The sequence below is a fragment of the Bacillus sp. Au-Bac7 genome, assembly GCF_021341655.1.
Classification (GTDB): domain Bacteria; phylum Bacillota; class Bacilli; order Bacillales; family Cytobacillaceae; genus Niallia.
In genome coordinates, this window is sequence record NZ_JAJTTG010000001.1 from 1,460,606 (window position 1) to 1,485,724 (window position 25,119).

A 25,119-nucleotide genomic window follows, 5' to 3' on the forward strand; every position below is an offset into this window, starting at 1 on the left:
TTTAAATCTCTTCCTTTATTTTATAAGCTTGCTCGAGAATCTTTTTTGCGACCTCATCCTTTGTCATAAGAGGCAGCTCATCCTTTTCGCCATTGCGTTTATAGATGGTCACTAGATTTGTATCTGTGCCAAACCCCGCTCCTGCAGCAGTTATATTGTTGGCTACAATCATGTCAGCATTTTTCCGGTTGAGCTTTTCACGGGCATATTCATCAACGCTCTGTGTTTCAGCAGCAAAGCCGACCAGCACTTGATTGGTTTTTCGTTTTCCCAGCTCCAGCAAAATGTCCTTTGTTCTCGTAAACTCGATCATTTCTGTGCCGTCTTTCTTTTTAACTTTATGCTCATGTGCCAAGACAGGCTTATAGTCGCTGACTGCAGCAGTTTTCACAATAATATCGGCATGATTGCTGTTTTCCATAACTCGCTCGTACATTTCCTCCGCACTTTCGACAGGAAATACTTCCGCTTCTTTAGGAGGTGTCAAATGAGTAGGTCCTGTAACAAGAATTACTTTTGCTCCCATTTTGATTGCCTGCTTCGCTATACTGTAACCCATCTTTCCAGTTGAATGGTTGGAAACAAACCGCACTGGGTCAATTTTTTCCCGGGTAGGTCCTGCTGTTACCAAAACCGTTTGCCCCTCGAGCAGCTTCTTTTCCCCTTGAAAATGAGCCTCCATATGCTCAATGATTTTTTCCGGCTCTTCTAATCTGCCTTTTCCAACATAGCCGCATGCTAAATAGCCTTCTCCTGGATTAATGAAACGGTACCCGTAATCATACAATACTGCTATATTTTTTTGCACGGCTGGATGATCATACATATGCACATTCATTGCTGGAGCAATCCACACCTCAGCGGTTGCCGCTAACAGTGTTGTGGAAATCATGTTATCAGCAATTCCGTTCGCCAACTTCCCAATGATATTAGCGGTTGCCGGTCCGACTAAAATCAAATCAGCCCAATCTGCAAGGTCAATATGCGCGATGACTTTTGGATCTTTTTCATCAAAAGTATCTGTGAACACCTCGTTTTTCGAAAGCGCCTTAAATGTGAGCGGGGACACAAATTGCATAGCCGATTCAGACATGATTACTTTGACTTCTGCACCTTTTTGGGTAAGCTTGCTAGTCAACGCACACATCTTATAGACAGCGATACCCCCTGTCACACATAATAGAATCTTTTTACCTTGTAACAATTTGCATCCACTTCTTTCTCTTCTTTAGTACTTCTTATTATGCAAGAAATTAAAAGATTTTTCACCTGAGGTAACTCGTGAGTTTACAAACTTTGTCCACTCCATGAAAAAAGACTGATCTGATGAAAGATCCAGTCTTTTTTTGTTGATATTCACTCTTCTAAACGTGAATCTAATAGATCATTCTGTTTCAGCTGGGTCGTTTACACGGTATGTCAGCTGATCATGATTGATTTCCTCTAGCGCTTTTCCTACGTTTTTGTGTGAAATATATTTATCCAATTGCGGTTTTGCGTTTAATTGAAGCTTTCTTGCTCTTTTAGCAGCAACAGACACTAATGAATATTTTGAATCAATTTTAGTTAATAAAGAATCAATAGATGGATTTAGCATAGATTAGTTAGCCTCCAGCATTTTTTTATATTTTGGTTCTACTCTTTCTCTTCTGCAATGCTCTGCAACAATAATTGCTTTTATTTTTTCACATGCATTTTCAACTGTATCATTTTCAACTACATAGTCATACAAGTGCATCATTTCAATTTCTTCTCTTGCCACATTCATACGGTTATTAATGATTTCTTCTGTTTCTGTACCTCTTGTCACAATGCGGTTTTTCAACTCGGACAAACTCGGCGGGCTTAAGAATATAAACAGGCCATCAGGAAATTTCTCCCTTACTTGCCTTGCACCTTCCACTTCTATTTCAAGGAAAACATCTTTCCCTCTGTCTGTTGTCTCTCTGACATAGTCGACAGGCGTGCCGTAATAATTGCCGACAAACTCAGCATATTCCAGCAGCTTCCCTTGCTCGATTAAATCTTCAAATTCTTCTCTAGTCTTAAAGAAATAATCAGTTCCATCCACTTCACCAGTACGCGGAAGCCTTGTTGTCATGGAAATGGAATATTCAAAAGAAGTATTTTCCTGAGAGAAAATCTCCTTGCGGACCGTTCCTTTACCTACTCCGGAAGGTCCTGACAAAACAATCAAAAGCCCTTTATCTACCAAATCTTTCTCCTACCCTTCATCCAAAATTTCATCACGGTCATTTAATCGATGTGCAACTGTTTCAGGCTGAACAGCCGACAGGATAACATGATCGCTATCCATCACAATTACGGCTCTTGTTCTCCGGCCATATGTTGCATCAATAAGTGAGCCTCGATCTCTAGCATCTTGAATAATTCGCTTAATTGGAGCTGATTCAGGACTTACGATCGAAATGATCCGGTTTGCAGAAACAATATTACCGAAACCAATGTTAATTAGCTTGATGGACATAATTCTACCCCAATCATATTGTATTATTTTTGACGAGTTAGACTTAATCTAAACGTTCCTTATTCAATGTTTTGGACTTGCTCCTTTATTTTCTCTAAGAGACTTTTCAGCTCCACTACAACAGAGGCTATATCTGCCGCATTGCCTTTTGCGCCGACGGTATTCGCTTCCCTGTTCATCTCTTGTAAAAGAAAATCAAGCTTTCTGCCAACAGGTCCAGTTTCCTCTATTATAGAAGTAAATTGGTGAATATGGCTATACATGCGCACCAATTCTTCATAAATATCGGCTTTGTCAGCAAATATTGCAACTTCTGTCAAAAGCCTGCTCTCATCAAAAAGACCATTTGTATAGCTTTCCAGCTTTTCCTTGAGCCTCTCCCGGTAGCTTTCAACCACTTTTGGCGCAAGTTCCTTCAACTGGTCTGTGACTTGGCGGACGTTTTCGAGCAATATGCTTATGCTGGCCTTTAACAACCGTCCTTCCGCTTGTCTCATTACAGACAAATGCTGTGCAGCTTCACCTGCAGCATCCAATAGGAGCGGCTCCAGTACTGCAGCATTAATGGAATCGTCCAATGTTTTAAAGCAATCTTTGTTTTCCAACAGCTCATGAATCGACACCGCTTGGCTGATGCCATACCTGGCTTTCATTTCTTCAAGTACTCGGTAATACTCATCAAGCAATTGCCAATCAACGACCATCTTTTGATTTTTGGCATTATCGCCTTCAATCGTGATGAATATTTCTGCTCTTCCTCTATGTATATAAGCTGCTATTGTCTTTTTCACTGCATCTTCCAATAGTATATATTGTTTCGGCATACGGACAGTCTGTTCACAGAAGCGGTGATTAACAGTCTTAATTTCGACAGTTATGGTAATGCCCTCACCGTTTCGGGAACCTAGCCCATAGCCCGTCATGCTTTTCACCATATATCAACACATCCAAATGTTTTGGCATTTCGCTTTGCTGCTGCCATTTAATCACTTGCTCATTAAGAGATATCCACATAAAAAAAACAAAAGGCATAGAGTTATCTCTAGTACCTTTTGGATTATAACATATTTTATTTTGATTTACTTAACAAAAATGATCCTGCTAGTAAAAAAGTTGGAACAGAAGCTAGACCTATCACCATTAGCCAATCCTTTGGAACGATGGCTACTGTATGGAAAATGCTTTGCAATGCTGGTACGTAAATAACGACAAGCACTAACAGTAAGGAAGAAATAACCGCCCAAACTAAATACATATTTCCAAATGGATTGCGGGACAAGATTGATTTTTCACTGCGGCAGTCAAAAACATGAATCAGCTGTGCCATTACTAATGTAGCAAAGGCAATTGTCTGGGCGTATGCAAGATTATCAGGATTTTCATTATATGCGAACATAAAGGCCGCGATAGTTGATAACCCGATTAGAAAACCTCTGGAAATAACCTTCCAGCCAAGTCCCCTTGCAAATACACCTTCATTCGGACTGCGCGGATCACGCTTCATGACATTATCTTCTGGTCTGTCTAATCCAAGCGCCATCGCTGGCAGACCATCTGTGACTAGGTTAACCCAAAGAATCTGGATTGGCACTAACGGCAGGGGCAGTCCTAATATCATTGCAAAAAGCATCACTAGAATCTCACCAACATTGGATGCTAGCAAATAGCGGATAAATTTGCGGATATTTTCATAGATATTTCTTCCCTCTATAATCGCTGCTTTAATAGAAGCGAAGTTGTCATCCATTAAAACAAGGGAAGAAGCTTCTTTGGCTACATCTGTGCCTGTAATGCCCATCGCAATCCCGATATCAGCCGTCTTAATAGCTGGAGCATCATTGACTCCGTCACCTGTCATTGCCACGATATGACCCCTGTTTTGGAAGGCCTGAACAATCTTCAGCTTATGCTCAGGTGAAACCCTAGCAAACACAGAAACATCCTCTACAACATCCTCTAATTCTTCCACACTCATATTTGAAAGCTCTTTACCTTCAAGCACTTTTGACTGGCTGTTAGCAATGCCAAGCTGTTTAGCAATGGCGTTTGCTGTAATCACATGGTCACCTGTAATCATAACCGTTTTAATTCCAGCTTCCTTACATTCCTTTACGGCCTGTTTCACTTCTGGACGCGGAGGATCGATGATTCCTTGCAGTCCAATAAACACAAGCTCGCTTTCTGCTTCTTTTTCATGCAAAATAATAGTGTTAGCAGAAATCTCTTTAAAAGCGATGGCAATTGTTCTTAATGCTTGGGATGCAAGTCCATCAATGGCAGCTTGTACGACCGACTTCTCCCGACTGCCGATGTTCTCCATTCTATTCCCCATCAAGATTGTCTTACTTTGTCCAATTAACACATCTGGGGCGCCTTTTGTTACAACAAACTGTCTTCCAGTAGAATCCTTAACAATGACACTCATCATCTTTCTTGTTGAATCAAATGGGAATTCCTTTACTATCTCGAATTGACTCAACAGCTGGCTTTTCGTAAATCCGGCCTTCATCCCGGCAACGATTAGCGCTCCTTCTGTTGGGTCACCATTCAAAACATACTCACCCGATTTTTGTTCAATTTCTGCATGATTGCAGAGCATCCCGAATGTGAGGAGCTGCTGCAGGCCTTTTTCGTTTTTAGGATCAATAACTTGATCTTTTTCATAATAATTCCCTTGCGGTTCATAGCCTGCACCGTCCACAGACCAAGTACGCCCGCTGCTCCAAATCTTAGTTACTGTCATCTTATTTTGTGTTAATGTTCCTGTTTTATCTGAACAGATTATAGAAGCACAGCCGAGCGTCTCTACAGCTGGAAGCTTCCGGACAACAGCATTTTTACGAATCATTTTTTGTACACCGAGGCTCAGTGCGATAGTTACAATTGCTGGCAGTCCCTCTGGGATAGCTGCAACAGCTAAAGATACACCTGCAAGCACCATTGTATACAGATCATTGCCTTGCAGCACACCAATACCAACAACAAGTACCGTTAAGAACAACGCTGTGACAATCAAGATTTTTCCGAGCTGTTCAAGTCTGCGCTGCAACGGTGTCGTTTGTGACTCTGCATTTTGCAAAAGATCTGCAATTTGGCCCATAGCCGTTTTCATCCCTGTAGCAATGACAACCCCCATGCCGCTTCCTCTTGTGACCATTGTTCCCATGAAGCCCATGTTTTCCATATCACCCAAAGTCAAATTGGGATTTTTTATAGAGTTAGTCACTTTTTGCACAGGCACTGACTCACCTGTCAAAGCTGACTCTTCTACTTCCAAGCTCCGTGATTCGATAACACGAACATCTGCACCAATTCTGTCACCACTGGAAAACTTGATTACATCTCCAGGCACAAGCTCTCTTGACAGCACCTTTATCCATTCGCCATTTCTTCGCACTTGGACTTGCGGCTGCGAAAGCTCCTTCAATGCAGAAAGTGATTTTTCAGCCCTTCTCTCCTGGAAAAAACCAAGAAAACTATTGAGAATGATGATTGCAATGATTGCAATCGCATCGATATATTCGCCTAATAAACCTGAAATCAACGTTGCTGCTAAAAGCACCAGAACCATAAAATCCTTGAACTGGTTGAAGAATAAGAGCAAAGCACTTTGCTTCTCTCCTTCCTCCAACTCATTTGATCCGAATTGCTTTACGCGCTTGCCGACATCATCATCCGACAATCCAGCCGAAAAATCGGTATTTAATGCTTCTTCCACTTCGTTCTCATTCATTTCATGATAGTTCATCCGGCCATCTCACTTCCCCCTTTTCTAAAATCAGGCTCGCCACTTAAAAAGGCGAAGAAATTATAGTCGTTCGAACACCTGCCAAACCTACATAGTTGTCCCACACCACTATATAAGAAATCATATTCATGCATTTGTGAAATAATGCTATTAATAATTGGAAAAGCATAAAAAGCCCCTCACAAGCCGTAAATTCCCTAATAGAGGCTGATGCTTTATAATAAAAGAGATTTCATGTACATTAATAGAAGGTACTTATGTTTTTACTCGTAAAGAAAAGGAATGTTTATTATGTCATTTGATGGTTTATTTACTAGAGCGATGGCTTCGGAAATATCGCAAAATCTTAAAGGGGGAAGAATTAATAAGGTTCAGCAGCCTTTTACGAATGAAATTGTCTTAATTGTCCGGGCAAACGGCAAAAACCAAAAGCTGCTTCTTTCCGTTCATCCAAGCTATGCAAGAATTCAGCTCACTCAAGAATCATATGAAAATCCTAAAGAACCGCCTATGTTCTGTATGCTTCTGCGCAAGCATTTAGAAGGCTACTTTATCGAAAATATATATCAAGTCGAAAATGAACGGATCATTGTCCTTGAAGTAAAAGGACGCAATGAAATCGGTGATATCTCCTATAAAAAGCTGATCATTGAGATCATGGGAAGACACAGCAACATCATCTTAGTGGATCAAGAGAAAAAAACAATTTTGGACAGCATTAAGCATGTTTCCTATGCGGTTAACAGCCATCGGGCCATTTTGCCTGGTTATGAATATATCTCACCGCCAGCTCAAGAAAAAAGCAACCCTCTTGAAGCAACGGAAGAAGATGTACTCAAAAAGGTTGATTTCAATAGCGGAAAGCTCGATAAGCAGCTTGTTCAGCATTTTTCAGGCCTATCACCGCTCATCGCTAAGGAGATCGTATACAAAGCAGGGCTAGCGAATAGAACGACTCTACCCGCAGCCTTTGCAGCAGCGATGACCATCGTGAAAACCGAAAAATTCGAGCCTGCAATCATGATGACTGAAAACAAGGAATACTTTTATTTCGTGCCGATTGAACATGTCGGCGGTGAAGCAAAAAGCTTTTCTACATTAAGTGAAATGCTCGACCGCTTCTATTTCGGGAAAGCCGAAAGAGATCGTGTTAAGCAGCAGAGCAATGATTTAGAGCGTTTTATTCAAAATGAGCGGGATAAAAACAGCAAAAAAATCAGCAAGCTGGAAAGAACTTTATCTGAAGCAGAAAATGCTGATCATTACCAGCTCCTTGGTGAACTGCTGACCGCAAATCTATATGCTGCTAAAAAAGGGATGGAAAAGCTTGAAGTTATCAATTATTACGACCCTGAAGGAAGCAGCATGGATATTGAATTGAATCCAAGACTATCACCATCTGAGAATGCCCAAAAGTATTTCACTCGCTATCAAAAAGCGAAAAACTCTATTGATATCATTAAGGAACAGATTGCTATTGCAAAAACGGAGCTAGAATATTTTGAGGCCTTGTATCACCAAATATTGACTGCCTCTCCGAAAGATATCCAGGAAATACGCGAGGAATTAATAGAGGAAGGCTATTTAAGAGAAAGACAGAAAAAACAAGCCAAAAAGCCGCAAAATGCGAAGCCTGTTCTTGACCAGTATACTTATGATGAAACAGAAATATTAGTAGGGAAAAATAATAAGCAAAATGATTACTTAACTAATAAAGTCGCAGCAAGAGATGAAATTTGGCTGCATACGAAGGATATACCAGGCAGTCATGTGGTTATCCGCAGCAAAAACCCTTCAGAGGAAACAATCTTGCAAGCGGCAAAACTGGCTGCTTATTTCAGCAAGGCTAGACAATCGAGTTCCGTTCCTGTTGACTATACACTAGTCCGCCATGTAAAAAAACCAAGCGGGGCAAAGCCTGGCTTTGTAATTTACGATAATCAGCAGACAGTTTATGTTACACCAGACGAAGAAACGGTTATTTCCTTAAAAAAATAAGAGGATAATCCCGGGTTAAGCCGGGATTATCCTCCTTTTGTTTACTTGCCCCATTCAGCAGGATTTTCCTTCCATGCCTGCAGGCTTGCAACATCACTTTCCTTAATGTAGCCATGTTGCTGTGCCACATGCAGAAGCGCTGTATAACCAGTTAAAGAATGGCTTTCTATATTTGCATCCTTCAACAGTTCTTTTCCTTTTGGCAGCTCGTATGTAAAGATCGATACAACTCCGAGCACCTCACAGCCGGCCTCACGCAGACTGTTTACAGCAGTAATTACACTGCCTCCTGTCGAAATTAAGTCTTCTACCACAACGACCTTTTGGCCTTTTTCCGCTTTTCCTTCAATTTGGTTGCCTTTGCCATGTTCCTTTGCCTTTGAACGGACGTATGCCATTGGCAAATCAAGCACATCACTTACCCATGCAGCATGAGGAATGCCAGCAGTAGCTGTTCCTGCCACTATCTCTGTTTCAGGGAAGTTTTCTTTAATTAAGTCTGCCAATCCTTGAGCGATTTCTTTACGTACCTCTGGATAAGACAATGTTAAACGGTTATCACAATAAATTGGTGATTTTAATCCTGAAGACCATGTAAATGGATCATTGGGCTGTAAAAATACCGCTTTTATTTTTAGTAGCTGTTCTGCAATTCTTTCTTTCATAATGTTACACCTTCCCATTCTGTTTTGAACAATTGATAGCTTGCATACGGATCTTGTGCGCGTGTAATTGGTCTGCCGACAACAATGGCCGATACCCCTGATTCTTTAGCTGAGTGTGGTGTGGCCACACGCACCTGGTCTTGAACATCAGCTTGTGCCAATCGGATGCCTGGTGTTACTGTCAAAAAGTCTGCTCCAAGTTGTTCTCTGATCATGCTCGCTTCAAGGGGCGAACAAACGACACCGTCCATGCCTGCTTGTTTTGTAATCGCCGCATATTGAGCAACAGATTCATGCAATGGAAGCTTTATTTGCTGCCATGTTTGCATTTCTTCCTGTGAAGTACTTGTGAGTTGTGTTACAGCTATTGCGTATGGTCTTTTTTGTCCTGCAGTTGTTCCAGCCTCGAGGCCTTCAAGAGCGCTTTCCATCATGCGGATTCCTCCTGCTGCATGGACATTGACAAGATCTGCACCCAGTCCTGCGATATTGCGCATCGCGCTCTTCACTGTATTTGGTATATCATGGAGTTTTAAGTCAAGGAACACTTGATGGCCTTGTTCCTTTAATTCTCGTACGATATTCGGCCCTTCTTGATAGAAAAGCTCCATGCCTACTTTAACAAACAGCTTTTCCTCGTTAAAGCGGTCTAAAAAGCGGAAAACCTCTGTTTTGTCGGGAAAATCAAGCGCGATGATAAGTGAGTTGTTCATTCTTTCCCCAGCTCCTTCCTGTACATTCTGAGATGTGGTCTATTCCGTATTTGTCCAGTAATGCCGGCAGGTCCTCAATGATATTAGGACAGATGAATGGGTCTACAAAGTTTGCTGTGCCGACTGCAACAGCACTTGCGCCAGCATAGAAGAATTCAAGAACATCTTCTGCACTGGAAACCCCGCCCATGCCGATAATCGGGAGCTTTACATGCTGGCTCACTTCATAAATCATGCGAATAGCAACAGGCTTAATGGCAGGTCCTGATAATCCTCCTGATTTATTGGCAAGGATAGGATTGCCTGTCTTTAAATCAAGGCGCATTCCTAGCAATGTGTTAATCATAGTCAGGCCGTCTGCACCGCCCATTTCTACCGCTTTTGCCATTTCCACTATATTAGTGACGTTAGGCGACAGCTTTACGTAAACAGGTTTTCCCGAAACTTCCTTCACCTTTTTCGTCAAGCTTTTTGCCACTTCTGGAATGGTACCAAAGGCAATGCCCCCAGTCTTAACATTTGGACAAGATATATTAAGCTCCAATGCTGCCACATTTGGCGCCTTTGATATTTCTCTTGCGACTTCTATATAATCCTCTTCAGACGATCCTGCCACATTTGCGATAATCGGCACATCATAGCCACTTAACCACGGCAGCTCTTCGCCCATTACCTTTTTTAAGCCAGGGTTTTGCAGACCGATTGCATTCAGCATTCCAGAGTTAGTTTCTGCAACACGCGGTGTCGGATTTCCGAATCTTGGCTCTACCGTTGTCGCCTTAATCATTATTGCGCCTAATTTGCTCAGGTCATAAAGATTGCTGTATTCCCGCCCGAATCCGAAGCAGCCTGATGCAGGCATAATTGGATTTTTTAAACTCAAGCCTGGAAGCTCGACATTCAATCTGTTCATATTACTACCTCCCCTGCTTTGAATACTGGTCCGTCTGTGCAAATCTTTTTGTAGGAGATGCCTGTTGGGTCTTCTTTCGTATGACACACACATGCAAAGCATGCGCCAATGCCGCAGCCCATTCGTTCTTCTAAAGAAATATAGGCTCTTTCTTTAGCAAAGTTTTTCTCCAGATTTCTTAGCATTGGTGTCGGCCCGCATGAATAAAGAACATCATACTGGATATCTTCTTGTGTAATTACATCTGTAACAAACCCTTTTACACCCATTGTTCCGTCCACTGTTGCTACAAAAGTCGCTCCCATTGCAGCAAATTTCTGTTCATAGAAAGCTGCTGAAGCTGTTTGGAATCCAAGGACAATGACGACATTTACTCCTTTTGCTGTCAATTGTTGGGCAAGCTCGTATAATGGCGGAACACCGATTCCGCCTCCAACAAGCAAAGCGGTTTCTCCTCGTTTAGCTCCATCTACAGGAAAGCCATTCCCAAGAGGGCCAAGGACATCGATCAGCTCCTGCTCTTTTCTTTGTGCAAGCAGCTTCGTCCCCTTTCCTTCCGCTCTGTATATCATTGTGAAGGTATTCTCTTCGTGATTGATATTACATATGCTTATAGGTCTTCTTAATAAAGGATCAAAGCCGTCTGCGACCTTAATGTGTACAAACTGGCCTGGCGCGCTCATTTCATGAACAAGCTCACCTTTTAAGGTGAGCTCCATAATGTTTTCTGCTATTTCCTTGTGTGAAATCACGGTGCATTTTTCATTTTTGATCATGCAAGGACCGCCTCCCATTGCTTGCCTGCTGGTGTCATCGCTTCAGCAGAGAATGTCATTGATTCTACAACTCGCAGAATTGCTTCTGCTGTATCAAGAGAGGTTAGGCATGGAATTCCATTTTCAACTGATTCCCTTCTTATTCTGAAACCATCGCGAGCTGGCTGGCTTCCTTTAGAGAATGTGTTGATCACAAATTGCGCCTGTCCATCGCGGATGACATCAATCAATGTCGTGCCTTCGCCGCCGATTTTATCCACCACTTTGACTGGAATATTATTGTCCTGCAAAAACTCTGCTGTTCCGCTAGTTGCCATTAAGCTGTATCCAATATTGACGAAACGCTTCGCAAGCAGCAATGCTTCTTCCTTGTCCTTATCACCGATTGTAAGCAAAACTGTTCCAAATGTCTGGATTTTCATGCCAGAAGCAATCAATCCTTTATATAAAGCTTTCTCCAAAGTAATGTCTTTACCCATTACTTCTCCAGTTGATTTCATCTCAGGTCCAAGCGTTATGTCCACACGGCGCAGCTTCGCAAACGAGAAGACTGGAACTTTAACAAATACGCCCTGCTTTTCTTCAACAAGCCCGGATGTATAACCTTGCGCTTTCAAGCTGTTGCCCAGAATCACCTTTGTAGCGATTTTTGCCATTGGCACATTTGTGATTTTGCTCAAGAAAGGAACCGTTCTGCTTGAGCGCGGGTTTACTTCCAGTACAAACACTTCGCCTTTTGAAACAACATACTGGATATTTAAAAGCCCTACGATATTTAATCCTTTTGCTAGTTTCGTTGTATACTCAATCAATGTTTGTTTAATTTCCGCTGATAAGCTTTGCGGCGGATAGACCGCGATAGAATCACCTGAGTGAACCCCTGCTCTTTCAATATGCTCCATGATGCCTGGAATCACTACATCTTCCCCATCACAGATTGCATCTACTTCAATTTCCTTACCAGTTAGGTAGCGGTCAATCAAAATCGGCTGTCCTGGACTTGCCTCTACCGCTTTTTCCATATATGGAATCAGCTCTTCTTCTTTATATACAATCTGCATTGCTCTTCCACCCAGCACATAGGATGGGCGCACAAGCACCGGATACCCGATAGAGTCTGCTACTTTTACTGCTTCCTCTACTGTCAATGCCGTTTTTCCTTCAGGCTGTGGAATGCCTAATGCGTGCAGGCTGGATTCGAATTTATCTCTGTCTTCTGCTCTATCTAAATCTTCTAAGGAAGTTCCAAGAATCTTAACTCCTCTGTTTGCCAGCTCTGAAGCTAAGTTGATTGCTGTTTGTCCGCCGAATTGCACAACTACACCTTCTGGTTTTTCTAAGTCGATGATATGCATAACATCTTCAATTGTCAGTGGCTCAAAATACAGTTTGTCAGAAACGCTGAAATCTGTAGACACAGTTTCTGGGTTATTATTGATAATAATCGCTTCATAGCCTGCTTCTTTGATTGCCCAGACAGAATGGACTGTTGCATAGTCGAACTCGATTCCTTGTCCGATTCGGATTGGACCAGATCCTAATACGACGATGCTTTTTTTGTTTGTTACGACAGATTCATTCTCATCCTCATAGGTGCCATAGTAGTATGGTGTTTCGGATTCAAATTCAGCTGCACATGTATCAACCATCTTGTAAACTGGCACAAGCTTGTTGTCTTTTCTCCAGTTGTACACCTCAAGTTCAGTCGTATTCCATAATTTTGCAAGCTGTATATCAGCAAAGCCCTTTTCTTTAGCGATTTTTGCATATTCCAAATCAAACGGATGTTCTGCAAGCTGTCTTTCCAACTTGATAATACCTTCTAATTTATGCAGGAAGAATAAGTCTATTTTGCTCCAGTCATGGATTGTTTCAATAGAAACGCCTCTGTTTAATGCTTCTGCTACATAGAATAATCTTTCGTCACCTGCAACTCGAATTCTTTTTTCCAGAAGTTCATCACTAACTTTTTCGCCAGAATTCAATGCAAAGTGGTAAACCTTTGCTTCCAATGAACGGATTGCTTTTAGAAGCGATTCCTCAAATGTTCTGCCAATCGCCATAACCTCGCCAGTCGCTTTCATTTGCGTGCCTAGATTTCTTTTAGCAGATTCAAATTTATCAAACGGGAAGCGAGGGATTTTGCTTACTACATAGTCGAGTGCAGGCTCAAAGCTTGCATATGTTTTTCCTGTTACTGGGTTCATCATCTCATCCAATGTTAAGCCAACAGCGATTTTAGCAGCAAGCTTCGCGATTGGATAGCCGGTTGCTTTGCTGGCAAGAGCGGACGAACGGCTTACCCTTGGATTTACCTCGATAATATAGTACTGGAAGCTGTCTGGATCCAGTGCCAGCTGCACATTACATCCACCCTCGATTTTTAGTGCACGAATAATCTTTAATGATGTGTTTCGCAGCATCTGGTATTCTCTATCGCTTAATGTTTGGCTTGGTGCAACTACGATGCTATCCCCAGTATGAATGCCGACAGGATCAATATTTTCCATGTTGCAGACTACGATTGCATTATCATTACTGTCGCGCATTACTTCATATTCGATTTCCTTAAATCCGGCAATGCTTTTTTCCAACAGACATTGTGTAACAGGGCTGTTTTTCAAACCGCTTGTCACGATTTCGTTCAGGTCATCATCATTATGACAGATGCCGCCTCCAGTTCCTCCTAATGTAAAGGCAGGACGAACGATAACTGGATAACCGATTTGTTCTACAAACGCTTTAGCTTCATCCATGTTATGAATAATTTCACTGTCAGGAACTGGCTCACCAAGTTCATTCATTAAGTTGCGGAATAAGTCTCTATCCTCTGCCTGCTGAATGGCAGAAAGCTTCGTTCCGAGAACTTCCACGCCGCATTCTTCAAGAACTCCAGCCTCTGATAGTTCGACAGCGAGATTTAAGCCTGTTTGACCGCCAAGTGTCGGCAGAATCGCATCAGGTCTTTCCTTGCGGATAATTCTGCTTACGAATTCTAGTGTCAGTGGTTCAATATAGACACTGTCTGCCATTTCTGTATCTGTCATGATTGTTGCCGGATTGGAATTGACCAGGATGACACGATATCCTTCTTCTTTCAAGGCCATACATGCTTGTGTTCCTGCATAGTCAAATTCTGCTGCCTGACCAATGATGATTGGACCTGATCCTATAACTAGTATGCTGTTAATATCTTTACGCTTTGACATATGCGGCACCATCCTTTTTCTGTGTTAGTATCATGGACATGAATCGATCGAATAAATAGTTCGCATCTTCTGGTCCTGGTGAAGCTTCTGGGTGGTATTGCACGGTGAATGCTGGATACTGTTTATGCTGCAATCCTTCAATCGTCCCGTCATTTAGTGCTAAATGAGTAATTTCTAAGTCTGTTTGTTCAATAGATTCTTCATTCACTGTGTAGCCGTGGTTTTGGGAAGTTAAGGAAACCTTGCCTGTCAGCAAATCTTTTACAGGGTGGTTAGAGCCTCTGTGTCCGAACTTCATTTTCTCTGTGTTTGCGCCGCTTGCTAATGCAAACAGTTGATGGCCTAAGCATATACCGAATAGTGGAACCTTGCCGATAATGCCCTTAATCGCTTCAATCGCCTCTGGAACATCCTTTGGATCTCCAGGTCCATTTGACAGCATGACACCATCTGGACTTAAAGACAGAATTTCTTCAGCTGTCGCATTATAAGGCACAACAATGACATCACAGTCACGCTGATTCAGCTCTCTTAAGATTCCATGTTTCATGCCGTAATCAACTAGCACGACCCGGCTTCCTCTGCCTGGACTTGGATATGCTTTTTTAGTTGACACTTGCTGTACTTGGTCTGTCGGCAGCTCGGAAGATTGCAGCTGTCTAATAACATCTTCTACATTCTCTTCCATGCTGCAGATTGCTCCTTTTAATGTACCGTATTTACGAATGATTCTTGTTAATTTTCTTGTATCAATCCCAGCAAGTCCTGGTATGTTCTTTTGTTTAAAAAACTCATCCAATGACAGCTCATTTCTCCAGTTAGACGGAGCATCACAAACTTCCTTCACAATAAATCCGTTAATGGCTGGTGCGATTGATTCAAAATCATCTCGGTTAATTCCATAGTTGCCTACTAATGGATATGTTAAAGTTACAATTTGACCGCAGTATGATGGATCTGACAAAATTTCCTGATACCCTGTCATACCTGTATTGAAGACTACCTCCCCAATAGTATTAGTATCTGCTCCAAAACCTTGCCCGATAAATACGGTACCATCTTCGAGAATCAGCTGTTTTTTCATGCGTGTACACTTTCCTTTCTCCAAGCGATTTTTCCGGCCACAATCGTTGTTTCAGGCCATCCTTGACAAACCCATCCTGCAAACGGGGTATTTTTCCCTTTAGATAAGAAGTTTTCTGGATTGATAGTCTCCTTATCTTCTAAATCTACGATGACAATATCTGCAGTTTTGCCGACTGCAATTGTTCCTGCTTCCAGCTTAAATGTTTCTGCCGGTTTATTTGTCAAAAAGCTGACTAGTTGCTGCAAGGTCATGATGCCTTCTTTTACAAAGTGTGTATATAAAAGCGGAAATGCTGTTTCCAAGCCGACAATTCCAAATGGAGCTAACTCAATTGGCTGTGCTTTTTCTTCTGCTGTATGCGGAGCATGATCTGTTGCAATGAAATCTATTGTTCCATCTAGCAAGCCTTCTATTAATGCTTCTCTGTCTGCTTTTCCTCTTAAAGGCGGGTTCATTTTATAGTTTGTGTCGATGCTAGGGATGTCCTCGTCACATAGTAATAAATGATGCGGTGACACTTCTGCTGTTACGTTAATGCCTGCTCGCTTCGCGTCTCTTACTACGCGGACAGATTCCTTTGTGCTGATATGGCAAACGTGGTAGTGACAATCTGCTGCCTCTGCAAGCAAGATATCCCTTGCTATATGTACAGATTCACAGACAGATGGAATGCCATTTAGGTTGTTCTCTTTAGAAAACTTCCCTTCATGAACTGACCCTTTATTTATAAGGCTGTTGTCTTCGCAATGAGCTACAATGGCCATATCAAGGCTTGCTGCAAGCTTCATCGCTTCAAGCATTTTTCCTGCACCTTGAATACCAACACCATCATCTGTGAATGCAAATGCTCCTAATTCCTTTAAAGCTTTAAAATCTGTCAGCTCTGCACCTAATTGTCTGATTGTAATGGATGCATACGGACGAACATGAACATTTGCTGTTTCGTTAATGCGATTCATTAAATTTTGAAAGTTCTCGACTGTATCCGGGACTGGACGAGTATTAGGCATATTGGCGATTGTTGTGAATCCGCCTCTAGCAGCAGCCATTGTTCCGGTCGCAATTGTTTCCTTCTTCTCTCCGCCAGGCTCGCGCAAATGCACATGGACATCAATGAAACCTGGTGCTACCAGCTTGCCCTTAGCATCAATCACTTCTTCGGCTGCTGTATTAATCTGTGGAGCGATTTCAGCGATGACTCCGTCTTGAATGAGAATATCCTGTGTAATAAGTTCCCCTTTTTCATTAAGCAACTGGCCATTTTTGATAATCATTGACATGTACATTTCCTCCCTCAACTGATTGTAAAGATCTTTTTAATACTGCCATGCGGATGAATACTCCATTTTCCATTTGTTTAAAAATTCTGGACCGGTCGCATTCTACTAACTCATCTGCAATTTCTACATCCCTGTTAACAGGAGCAGGGTGCATAATAATGCTGCCTGGCTTCATGCGTCTTTCTCTTTCTGTAGTCAAACCATACATTTGATGATAATCTTCTTTTGTCCAAGAGGCTCCGCTTTCATGCCGTTCATGCTGAATACGCAGCAGCATGACAACATCGGAGGTTTCAATCGCAGTATCAATATCCTCATAGTTTGCTTCTTTCAGGATGCTGTCATCAAACCATTCTTTCGGCCCGGAGAAAACTACATTTGCACCAAGCCTTGTCAGCGCATCTGCATTCGACCTAGCCACACGGCTGTGGCGAATATCACCGATGATGCTGATTTTCAAACCATGGAAAGATTTAAATTCCTGTTTGATTGTCAGAAGATCAAGCAAGGATTGTGTCGGATGATTCCCGCAACCGTCTCCCGCATTGATAACAGGAATCTTAACTTTCCCGATTAGTTCCTGAAAGTAATTATCCTCGTTATGGCGGATAACAACACCGTTCACACCGATGCTTTCCAATGTCCGGACGGTATCATATAATGTTTCTCCCTTAACAACGCTAGAAGTAGTCGTTTCAAAAGGAATGACTTCAAGACCCAGCTTTCTTTCTGCTACTTCAAAGCTGCACTTCGTTCTTGTGCTAGGCTCAAAGAACAGGTTTGCTAAAAATAACTGCTTGGCTGGCTTCCACTCCTTCCCTTCTGCAAAGGCTTGTGCTTCCTCCAGTATTTCTTTTATTTCAAGCACTGTCAGTTCCGAGGTTGTTAATAAGTTTTCCATTATTTATTGCCTCCTTCATGGACTTTTTCTGCTATCGTCAATGTTTTTCGGGCAAAAAAAGCACCCATCTTTGAAAAATGGGTGCTAAAAGTTGAATGTTCTTGGCTAAAGATCCTTATTTAAGCCTGCTTAAATAAGCGGATCCCTTCGCCTAACCTTCAACACCCTTATAAGTCTCTCTGTACTTGTTTAAAAGGTGTAACTATTTAGTTTCTTTTACTGCTTCTTCTTCGAACAAGTCGTCTGTGGACTTTTCTCTTCCTGGAAGCACATAGTTTAAGATGATGCCTAGAATTGCTGCAAGTGCCATTCCTTCTAGTTTAAAGTCTGTACCGATATGAATGGAAGCTCCACCGATTCCAGTAACCAAAATTACTGATGCAATCACAAGATTTCTGTTTTTCGAGAAGTCCATTTTTGCATCTACCAAAATTCTCAATCCAGAGGATGCGATGATTCCGAATAACAGAATGGATACTCCCCCCATTACAGGTGTTGGAATCGATTGGATAAGTGCTGTAATCTTCCCGATGAATCCGAACAGGATGGCAAATACTGCTGCTCCCGCAAGAACATATACACTATATACTCTTGTTATTGCTAATACTCCGATGTTTTCACCGTAAGTTGTTTTTGGCGGTCCACCCATTAAGGAGGAAATTAAGGTTGCTGTACCATCACCTAAAATACTGCGGTGAAGTCCTGGGTCTTTAATATAATCTTTACCGACAACTTTGCTTAATACAAGCTGATGACCGATATGCTCTGCAAGTGTTACAACTGCGACTGGCACGAACAATGCCAGGATGGCGCTGTTTATCGTAAGGTCATAATCCCTGAATGGGAATATGAATTCTGGCATTGCAAGCCATTTAGCATCGATGACACCTTGGAAATCAACAACTCCTACTAATAATGCGTAAACGTAGCCAACGATAATCCCTGCAAGAATCGGAATGAAGCTGAATACTCCTTTACCGAAAATCGTGAATAATATCGTCGCAAGCAATGTTACTAATGCTACTGATAGATATAAGAGACTGTAAGTTTGATCTGGTGTACCGTTATTTTCATACATCGCCTGGCCGACTGCTGTTCCAGCAAGCGCAAGCCCGATTACCATGATTACTGGTCCGACAACGATTGGCGGCAGCAAGTTCATAATCCAGCGATAGCCACCTTTTTTAATAATCAATGCGACTATTCCGTATACAAGACCTGCTATGAAGGTTCCAATCATCGCAGCTCCAGGTCCGCCAAGCTCTTGTGCCGCAATCATTGGAGCGATAAAGGCAAAGGATGAGCCTAGATAGGCAGGAACTTTAAATCTCGTAATGAGGAGGAAAGCTAGTGTTCCCAGTCCGCTTGAAATCAATGCAATTGCTGGACTCAAGCCGATTAAGTATGGTACTAACACAGTTGATCCAAACATGGCGAATAAGTGCTGTAAGCTTAATGTAATCCATTGGGATGCATTTGGTTTATCTTTTATGCCGAGTATTGGCTTTGTTTGATTCATATTTTTCCCTCTTTCCATCTATGGTGCATGTACTTAGTTCGTGTTGTTAGTATACGCAATTCCAATAAAAAACCCCTTTTCGCATGGCAAAAAGGGGTTTTTGGACAGGTGAAAACACACCTGTATTCCATTTCCCCCTTTGAAGCCTCTCTGGACTGTCATTTAAAAAGGGTTATATTTAATTTTCGTATATATTTACTTCATCTTGACCATCAACTTCTACGAGCTCTACTACAATCTTTTCTGAGCTTGAAGTCGGAATGTTTTTGCCAACATAATCAGCGCGAATCGGAAGCTCTCTGTGTCCTCTGTCTACAAGGACTGCAAGCTGTATCGACCCAGGTCTTCCCACATCCATCAAGGCATCCATTGCTGCGCGGACTGTTCTTCCTGTGTACAGGACATCGTCCACAAGAATTACCTTAAGGTCCTCAATGCTTGTAGGGATATCTGAACCTTTAACAAGCGGCTCTTGATTCTCTGTCTTTTTGCTTAAGTCATCACGGTATAATGTAATATCCAATTCTCCAACCGTTATGCTTTTGCCTTCAATTTGCGAGATTTTTTCTGCAAGGCGGTTTGCGATATAAATTCCTCTCGTGCGAATACCGACTAATACGCAGTTCTCAATACCTTTATTCTTTTCAATGATTTCGTGTGCAACTCTCGTTAATGCTCTTCGAATCGCTTGGTCATCAAGGACTTGTGCCTTACGTGACATCTGCATCACCTTTTTCTTAAAATAAAAATCCTCCCACCTATTAAGTGAGAGGACAGACCGATAGCCGTTCATGGCTATCTAAAGAAACAAATCCGATACCTTCTCAACCTCACAGGATTGACTTAAAGGACTTATTTAATTGAGTTAATCTTATAATAAAGCTCGAATTTTGTCAACGATTATTTCTAATATTATCTAGCAACTCTTCAAAATCTTTCGGAAGCGGTGCTTCAAATTCAATATATTCACCTGTTCTTGGGTGGTCGAATCCAAGGATGCCAGCATGAAGCGCCTGGCCGCCGATGTCGATCGTTTTTTTCGGTCCGTACTTAGGATCGCCTGCCAGCGGAAAACCGATGTATTTCATATGAACGCGGATTTGGTGCGTTCTTCCTGTTTCTAGCTGACATTCAATGAATGTATACTCACCGATGCGCTCTAATACGTGAAAATGAGTGACAGCATGCTTGCCGTTATCAACAACTGCCATTTTTTGACGGTCTTTAGGGTCTCTGCCAATCGGTGCATCCACTGTTCCGTAATCATGAGGTATGCTTCCATGAACAAGTGCTTTATATTTTCTTGTTACTGTTTTTGCAACAAGCTGGTTCACAAGGCTTTCATGAGCTGCATCATTTTTGGCAACCATTAATAGACCGGACGTATCTTTGTCAATGCGGTGGACAATCCCTGGACGCATGACACCATTAATTCCAGAAAGATCTTTACAATGGGCCATCAAGCCGTTTACAAGTGTTCCTGTTACATGACCAGGGGCAGGATGTACAACCATCCCTTTTGGTTTGTTGACGACAATGACGTCACTGTCCTCATAATACACTTCCAAATCCATTTCCTCTGGCAGAACATCAAGCTCTGTTAATTCTGGAATTTCAATTGTAACAACATCATTCAAGATGCCTTTGTACTTTGTCTTTACCACATTGCCGTTCACAGTCACATGGCCGTCCTTAATCCATTGCTGCACTTGTGTGCGCGACCATTCTTTGTTGATAGTTGAAACGATTTTATCTATTCTTTCACTTACTTGTTCACTCTGAATGATATGTTCCCTTTTTTCCATTTTCTTTCTCCTTCTTTGCTTCTCTTTCCTCCTTTAGCATCACAATGATAAGCAATATAACACCAATTACTAAAGATGAGTCTGCAATATTAAATATAGGAAAATCATAATTGAAGATATACGTATTTACAAAGTCCACGACATACTGATGTCTGACGCGGTCAATAAAGTTTCCGATAGCCCCGCCAAGAATCAGGCCTAAGGAAACTCCATAAAGCAACTTGCCTTTTGCACCTTTCTGGATGAAATAAACGATGCCGACAATAACAACTGCTGTGATGATATAGAAGAATGTCATTTGCCCTTCCAGAATCCCCCAAGCAGCACCGCTGTTGCGATGGGATGTTATATAGAAGAAATTCTCAATGACAGTAATGCTTTCTCCAAGTTCCATCTTCGTTGCCACAAGCCATTTTGTCCATTGATCCAATGCAATGATTATAAGTGCAATTATGTAATAAAACACTAAAGTTTCCTCCAATTCTCGAGTCTCCTTTAGCATTTTAGCATAAACTACTTAAAAACGATAGCTTGTGCCGTCTTGAAGCTTATTTTTCTAAGGGTTCCTTCAAATAATGTAAGTTTTCTTTAGTGCAAGGACTTTCTGTAGTAGGTTTGCATTTGTTCCAAATCTTTTTTTGATTTGATGGTGGGCACAAGCTGCAATAATTCTGCAGGCATTAATTCTCCTGAAATTTCACATGTTCCGAATTGGCCATTTTCCAGCCTGCGCATTGATTCTTCCACATCCAGCAGCTCTGCCTCAATATAGTGGTTTATTTTTGAAGATCTTTTCACTCTAAGTGTGGCTTGTAGTTCTATTTGTGTCATACGGAGTTCTGTATAAAGCTTTTCAACATCAAGGTTCATGGCTAAATTCCTCCGTTTCTATGTTGTTACAGATAGCTTTTCCAAATTGATGTTCAAAAACCGGCTTAAGATTTAACAGGCATAACAACAATTTACGGAGGTGGAATTTTTTTTAGCTGAAGGGAAAACTGACCAAAAAAAACATTCCGGCTTTCGCCGGAATGTTAACATATTAATAATTTTCTTGTACTACTGTTGCACAGCGAGCACATAATGTTGGATGTTCTTCAACAGTTCCAACATCAAGTGTTACTGTCCAGCATCTATCACATGTTTCTCCTTCTGCTTTTGCAACGACAATAGCAGTATTTTCTAATTTCAGCGCATTGTCTGGAGCTTCCTCAAACTTACCAGCAATTTCAAAGCCTGACACGATGAACAGCTGCTTCAAGTTCTCTTCGATGGAATCCAGCAATTCTTTCGCATCTTCACGTACATACAGGGAAACTTTCGCCGCAAGTGATTTACCGATTACTTTTTGATTGCGGGCTTCTTCTAAAGCTTTCAACACGTCATCGCGCAAATTTAGGAACTTGCTCCATTTTTCTGTTAAAGCTTGTGCGTTGTCATATTCCACATATTCTGGGAAGTCTGTCAGCTGTACACTTTCTTCTTTAACAGATGTGATATGCTCCCAAACTTCTTCTGCTGTGTGCGGAAGAATCGGCGCCATCAATTTCACTAATGCAATCAAGCTTTCATACAATACAGTTTGAATAGCTCTTCTTTCATGATTATCTGCCGCTTCAATATAAAGGACATCTTTTGAGAAATCAAGGTAGAAGGAGCTCAAGTCTAATGTACAGAAATTGTTGATATCTGAGTAAATAGTTGAGAACTCAAATTTATCATAGGATACTGTAACATTTTTGATTAGATTATTCAGCTTCACTAACATATACTGATCTACTTCACGCAAGTTTTCATACGCAACAGCATTTTCTGCTGGGTTGAAGTCAGCAAGGTTTCCAAGTAAGAAACGGAATGTGTTTCTGATTTTGCGGTAACCTTCTGTTACTTGCTTCAAGATAGCATCAGATACACGCACGTCTGCTTGGAAATCAACAGAAGCTACCCATAAACGCAAGATATCAGCACCAAGCTGATTCATTACTTTTGAAGGAACCATAACGTTTCCAAGAGACTTACTCATTTTTCTGCCTTCACCGTCTAAAACGAAGCCATGGCTTAATACACCTTTATATGGCGCTTTGCCTGTTACAGCTACAGCTGTAGATAGGGAGGAGTTAAACCACCCGCGATATTGGTCAGAACCTTCCAAGTAAAGGTCTGCAGGTCTTTGCAATTCTTCTCTTTCTTCTAGTACAGATTGATGAGAAGAACCAGAATCGAACCAAACATCCATGATATCTGTTTCTTTTGTAAAGTTTCCATTCGGGCTGCCAGGATGTGTGAAGCCTTCTGGAAGAAGTTCGTTTGCAGTTCTTTCAAACCAGATATTTGAACCATGCTCTCTAAACAAGTTAGAGATATGCTCGATTGTTTCGTCTGTTATGATGCTGTCACCATTTTCAGCATAAAATACCGGAATCGGAACACCCCATGCACGCTGTCTGGAAATACACCAGTCACCGCGGTCGCGAACCATATTGAATAATCTTGTTTCTCCCCATGCCGGAACCCATTTTGTTTCTTGGACTGCGTTAAGCAAGTCTTGTCTGAAATCTTTAATAGACGCAAACCATTGTGCTGTCGCACGGAAAATAACCGGTTTTTTCGTTCTCCAGTCATGCGGATAGGAGTGTGTGATAAATTTCAGCTTCAATAAAGCTCCCGCTTCTTCTAATGCTTCTGTGATCGGCTTGTTAGCTTTATCATAGAATAAACCTTCAAATCCTGGCGCCTCGTCTGTCATAACACCTTTGTCATCAACTGGACAAAGAACTTCGAGATTATACTTTTGACCAACAATGAAGTCATCCTCACCATGTCCTGGTGCAGTATGAACACAGCCAGTACCTGCATCTGTTGTTACATGCTCGCCAAGCATTACTAATGATTCACGGTCATATAGTGGATGAAGTGCTTTAATGTATTCCAATTCAGAACCTTGAACCTCTTGGATGATAGCTGCTTCTTCCCATGCCACTTCTGTTTTAACTGCTTCTAGCAAGTCTTTAGCAACTAAATACTTGTTTCCTTTTTCTTCCACTACAACATATGTCAAGTCAGGGTGAACAGAAATACCAAGGTTTGCAGGAATTGTCCATGGTGTTGTTGTCCAAATCACAATTTGTACATCTTCACTAAGCACATTCTTGCCATCCTTTACTTTAAAGCCAACATAGATGGATGGAGATTGTTTGTCCTGGTATTCAATTTCCGCTTCTGCCAAAGCAGATTCACTTGTAGGAGACCAATAAACCGGCTTTTTACCTTTATAAATATAGCCTTTTTTCGCCATTTCCCCGAACACTTTAATTTGTTGTGCTTCGTATGCAGGCTTTAATGTGATGTATGGATTTTCCCAATCAGCCCGTACACCTAGGCGTTTGAATTGCTCTCTTTGGCTGTCAATTTGGCCAAGAGCGTATTCTTCACACAGCTTACGGAATTCAGCGATTGTCATTTCCTTACGTTTAACACCTTTGTTAGTCAAAGCTTGTTCAATCGGCAATCCATGTGTATCCCAGCCAGGAACGTATGGTGCTTGGAAACCAGTCATCGACTTAAAGCGCACAATAAAATCCTTCAAAATTTTATTCAATGCATGTCCAATATGGATATCTCCATTCGCATAAGGAGGTCCGTCATGCAAAACATAAAGCGGACGGCCGCTAGTGCGTTCTTGAACTTTTTCATAAATATTCATTTCATTCCATTTTGCTTGAATTTCAGGCTCACGGTTTGGCAAGTTTCCTCTCATCGGGAAAGCCGTTTTCGGCATGAGCAAGGTATCTTTATATTCCATTAAAAATCCTCCAAATAATGTTCTAAATTCATGGTTTTTTGATGCGTTAGGGATGTATCTTGTGGTTTTTAGACAATAAAAAAACCCCTCATCCCAAAAAGGGACGAGAAGGTTTATTCTCCCGCGGTACCACCCTTATAGATAGTTAGACTATCCACTTAAGCATTTTTTAACGGTTATGAACCGCCTTTTCTTACTAAAAAGCCTTTCAGAAA

The 25,119-nt window shown here is 41.6% G+C and carries 21 protein-coding genes and 1 other annotated feature (1 of these 22 running past the window's edge); of the genes, 1 reads left to right on the top strand and 20 read right to left on the bottom strand.

Features of this window, described 5'->3' with window-relative positions:
* Window position 1 precedes the first annotated feature (1 nt).
* The 6 genes from coaBC to LXM54_RS07645 form a co-directional block, all read right to left on the bottom strand.
* Window positions 2–1,204, bottom strand: a complete 1,203-nt coding sequence (coaBC, locus tag LXM54_RS07620; RefSeq protein ID WP_233314445.1) for a bifunctional phosphopantothenoylcysteine decarboxylase/phosphopantothenate--cysteine ligase CoaBC — start codon at window positions 1,202–1,204, stop codon at window positions 2–4.
* Between the two features lie 180 nt (window positions 1,205–1,384).
* Window positions 1,385–1,597, bottom strand: coding sequence for a DNA-directed RNA polymerase subunit omega (gene rpoZ, locus LXM54_RS07625; RefSeq protein ID WP_233314446.1), 213 nt, complete (start codon window positions 1,595–1,597; stop codon window positions 1,385–1,387).
* A 3-nt stretch (window positions 1,598–1,600) separates the two neighbouring features.
* Window positions 1,601–2,215 (bottom strand): guanylate kinase, encoded by a 615-nt coding sequence (gene gmk, locus LXM54_RS07630; protein WP_233314447.1) that lies wholly within the window; start codon window positions 2,213–2,215, stop codon window positions 1,601–1,603.
* A 9-nt stretch (window positions 2,216–2,224) separates the two neighbouring features.
* Window positions 2,225–2,488 carry an extracellular matrix/biofilm regulator RemA gene (remA, locus tag LXM54_RS07635; protein WP_101576563.1) on the bottom strand — a complete coding sequence of 88 codons (264 nt, stop codon included), beginning with the start codon at window positions 2,486–2,488 and terminating at the stop codon, window positions 2,225–2,227.
* A 59-nt stretch (window positions 2,489–2,547) separates the two neighbouring features.
* The gene (locus tag LXM54_RS07640; RefSeq protein WP_233314448.1) at window positions 2,548–3,423 is read right to left on the bottom strand and encodes a YicC/YloC family endoribonuclease; all 876 of its coding nucleotides are present in this window, start codon (window positions 3,421–3,423) and stop codon (window positions 2,548–2,550) included.
* A 134-nt stretch (window positions 3,424–3,557) separates the two neighbouring features.
* Complete coding sequence (locus tag LXM54_RS07645; RefSeq protein WP_233314449.1) at window positions 3,558–6,236, bottom strand: calcium-translocating P-type ATPase, SERCA-type; 2,679 nt, start codon at window positions 6,234–6,236, stop codon at window positions 3,558–3,560.
* Window positions 6,237–6,527: 291 nt separating this feature from the next.
* On the opposite strand from LXM54_RS07645, the gene LXM54_RS07650 reads away from it, so the two are divergent.
* Window positions 6,528–8,234 carry an Rqc2 family fibronectin-binding protein gene (locus LXM54_RS07650; RefSeq protein ID WP_233314450.1) on the top strand — a complete coding sequence of 569 codons (1,707 nt, stop codon included), beginning with the start codon at window positions 6,528–6,530 and terminating at the stop codon, window positions 8,232–8,234.
* Window positions 8,235–8,275: 41 nt separating this feature from the next.
* On the opposite strand, the gene pyrE is transcribed toward LXM54_RS07650, so the two are convergent.
* From pyrE to ileS, 14 genes are all read right to left on the bottom strand, one after another.
* A complete protein-coding gene (pyrE, locus tag LXM54_RS07655; protein ID WP_233314451.1) occupies window positions 8,276–8,899 on the bottom strand; it encodes an orotate phosphoribosyltransferase in 624 nt (207 codons plus the stop codon).
* Window positions 8,896–9,612, bottom strand: a complete 717-nt coding sequence (pyrF, locus tag LXM54_RS07660; protein WP_233314452.1) for an orotidine-5'-phosphate decarboxylase — start codon at window positions 9,610–9,612, stop codon at window positions 8,896–8,898. The genes pyrE and pyrF overlap by 4 nt, the downstream gene beginning before the upstream one ends.
* A complete protein-coding gene (locus tag LXM54_RS07665) occupies window positions 9,584–10,525 on the bottom strand; it encodes a dihydroorotate dehydrogenase (protein ID WP_233314453.1) in 942 nt (313 codons plus the stop codon). The genes pyrF and LXM54_RS07665 overlap by 29 nt, the downstream gene beginning before the upstream one ends.
* The gene (locus LXM54_RS07670) at window positions 10,522–11,301 is read right to left on the bottom strand and encodes a dihydroorotate dehydrogenase electron transfer subunit (protein ID WP_233314454.1); all 780 of its coding nucleotides are present in this window, start codon (window positions 11,299–11,301) and stop codon (window positions 10,522–10,524) included. The genes LXM54_RS07665 and LXM54_RS07670 overlap by 4 nt, the downstream gene beginning before the upstream one ends.
* Complete coding sequence (carB, locus tag LXM54_RS07675) at window positions 11,298–14,510, bottom strand: carbamoyl-phosphate synthase large subunit (protein ID WP_233314463.1); 3,213 nt, start codon at window positions 14,508–14,510, stop codon at window positions 11,298–11,300. The genes LXM54_RS07670 and carB overlap by 4 nt, the downstream gene beginning before the upstream one ends.
* Window positions 14,497–15,594 (bottom strand): carbamoyl phosphate synthase small subunit, encoded by a 1,098-nt coding sequence (locus LXM54_RS07680; protein WP_233314464.1) that lies wholly within the window; start codon window positions 15,592–15,594, stop codon window positions 14,497–14,499. The genes carB and LXM54_RS07680 overlap by 14 nt, the downstream gene beginning before the upstream one ends.
* Window positions 15,591–16,877: a dihydroorotase gene (locus tag LXM54_RS07685; protein ID WP_233314465.1), complete on the bottom strand. Its 1,287-nt coding sequence runs from the start codon at window positions 16,875–16,877 to the stop codon at window positions 15,591–15,593. Before LXM54_RS07685 ends, LXM54_RS07680 begins: the two co-directional genes overlap by 4 nt.
* The gene (locus LXM54_RS07690; RefSeq protein ID WP_233314466.1) at window positions 16,843–17,778 is read right to left on the bottom strand and encodes an aspartate carbamoyltransferase catalytic subunit; all 936 of its coding nucleotides are present in this window, start codon (window positions 17,776–17,778) and stop codon (window positions 16,843–16,845) included. The genes LXM54_RS07685 and LXM54_RS07690 overlap by 35 nt, the downstream gene beginning before the upstream one ends.
* A 202-nt stretch (window positions 17,779–17,980) precedes the next feature.
* Complete coding sequence (locus LXM54_RS07695) at window positions 17,981–19,297, bottom strand: solute carrier family 23 protein (protein WP_233314468.1); 1,317 nt, start codon at window positions 19,295–19,297, stop codon at window positions 17,981–17,983.
* A gap of 178 nt (window positions 19,298–19,475) precedes the next feature.
* Window positions 19,476–20,018 (bottom strand): bifunctional pyr operon transcriptional regulator/uracil phosphoribosyltransferase PyrR, encoded by a 543-nt coding sequence (gene pyrR, locus LXM54_RS07700; RefSeq protein ID WP_233314469.1) that lies wholly within the window; start codon window positions 20,016–20,018, stop codon window positions 19,476–19,478.
* Window positions 20,019–20,190: 172 nt separating this feature from the next.
* On the bottom strand, window positions 20,191–21,102 hold the full coding sequence (locus tag LXM54_RS07705; RefSeq protein ID WP_233314470.1) for an RluA family pseudouridine synthase: 912 nt from the start codon (window positions 21,100–21,102) through the stop codon (window positions 20,191–20,193).
* Window positions 21,071–21,604 (bottom strand): signal peptidase II, encoded by a 534-nt coding sequence (lspA, locus tag LXM54_RS07710; RefSeq protein WP_245399854.1) that lies wholly within the window; start codon window positions 21,602–21,604, stop codon window positions 21,071–21,073. The genes LXM54_RS07705 and lspA overlap by 32 nt, the downstream gene beginning before the upstream one ends.
* A gap of 86 nt (window positions 21,605–21,690) precedes the next feature.
* On the bottom strand, window positions 21,691–21,972 hold the full coding sequence (locus LXM54_RS07715) for a hypothetical protein (protein WP_233314471.1): 282 nt from the start codon (window positions 21,970–21,972) through the stop codon (window positions 21,691–21,693).
* A gap of 172 nt (window positions 21,973–22,144) precedes the next feature.
* Entirely contained in the window at window positions 22,145–24,904 is a 2,760-nt protein-coding gene (ileS, locus tag LXM54_RS07720; RefSeq protein ID WP_233314472.1) for an isoleucine--tRNA ligase, read from the bottom strand.
* A gap of 96 nt (window positions 24,905–25,000) precedes the next feature.
* Window positions 25,001–25,119 (bottom strand) — a binding site (T-box leader); it runs 108 nt beyond the window's last position.

What these genes read in the sequence shown, in the direction of transcription:
- LXM54_RS07690 (WP_233314466.1), bottom strand. Translation starts at nt 17,778, where the DNA reads ATGGAAAACTTATTAACAACCTCGGAACTGACAGTGCTTGAAATAAAA.
- LXM54_RS07685 (WP_233314465.1), bottom strand. Translation starts at nt 16,877, where the DNA reads ATGTCAATGATTATCAAAAATGGCCAGTTGCTTAATGAAAAAGGGGAA.
- LXM54_RS07650 (WP_233314450.1), top strand. Translation starts at nt 6,528, where the DNA reads ATGTCATTTGATGGTTTATTTACTAGAGCGATGGCTTCGGAAATATCG.
- LXM54_RS07665 (WP_233314453.1), bottom strand. Translation starts at nt 10,525, where the DNA reads ATGAACAGATTGAATGTCGAGCTTCCAGGCTTGAGTTTAAAAAATCCA.
- carB (WP_233314463.1), bottom strand. Translation starts at nt 14,510, where the DNA reads ATGTCAAAGCGTAAAGATATTAACAGCATACTAGTTATAGGATCAGGT.
- LXM54_RS07695 (WP_233314468.1), bottom strand. Translation starts at nt 19,297, where the DNA reads ATGAATCAAACAAAGCCAATACTCGGCATAAAAGATAAACCAAATGCA.
- pyrF (WP_233314452.1), bottom strand. Translation starts at nt 9,612, where the DNA reads ATGAACAACTCACTTATCATCGCGCTTGATTTTCCCGACAAAACAGAG.
- pyrR (WP_233314469.1), bottom strand. Translation starts at nt 20,018, where the DNA reads ATGTCACGTAAGGCACAAGTCCTTGATGACCAAGCGATTCGAAGAGCA.
- LXM54_RS07670 (WP_233314454.1), bottom strand. Translation starts at nt 11,301, where the DNA reads ATGATCAAAAATGAAAAATGCACCGTGATTTCACACAAGGAAATAGCA.
- LXM54_RS07640 (WP_233314448.1), bottom strand. Translation starts at nt 3,423, where the DNA reads ATGGTGAAAAGCATGACGGGCTATGGGCTAGGTTCCCGAAACGGTGAG.
- pyrE (WP_233314451.1), bottom strand. Translation starts at nt 8,899, where the DNA reads ATGAAAGAAAGAATTGCAGAACAGCTACTAAAAATAAAAGCGGTATTT.
- LXM54_RS07715 (WP_233314471.1), bottom strand. Translation starts at nt 21,972, where the DNA reads ATGAACCTTGATGTTGAAAAGCTTTATACAGAACTCCGTATGACACAA.
- LXM54_RS07680 (WP_233314464.1), bottom strand. Translation starts at nt 15,594, where the DNA reads ATGAAAAAACAGCTGATTCTCGAAGATGGTACCGTATTTATCGGGCAA.
- LXM54_RS07705 (WP_233314470.1), bottom strand. Translation starts at nt 21,102, where the DNA reads ATGGAAAAAAGGGAACATATCATTCAGAGTGAACAAGTAAGTGAAAGA.
- remA (WP_101576563.1), bottom strand. Translation starts at nt 2,488, where the DNA reads ATGTCCATCAAGCTAATTAACATTGGTTTCGGTAATATTGTTTCTGCA.
- ileS (WP_233314472.1), bottom strand. Translation starts at nt 24,904, where the DNA reads ATGGAATATAAAGATACCTTGCTCATGCCGAAAACGGCTTTCCCGATG.
- rpoZ (WP_233314446.1), bottom strand. Translation starts at nt 1,597, where the DNA reads ATGCTAAATCCATCTATTGATTCTTTATTAACTAAAATTGATTCAAAA.
- lspA (WP_245399854.1), bottom strand. Translation starts at nt 21,604, where the DNA reads ATGCTAAAGGAGACTCGAGAATTGGAGGAAACTTTAGTGTTTTATTAC.
- LXM54_RS07645 (WP_233314449.1), bottom strand. Translation starts at nt 6,236, where the DNA reads ATGAACTATCATGAAATGAATGAGAACGAAGTGGAAGAAGCATTAAAT.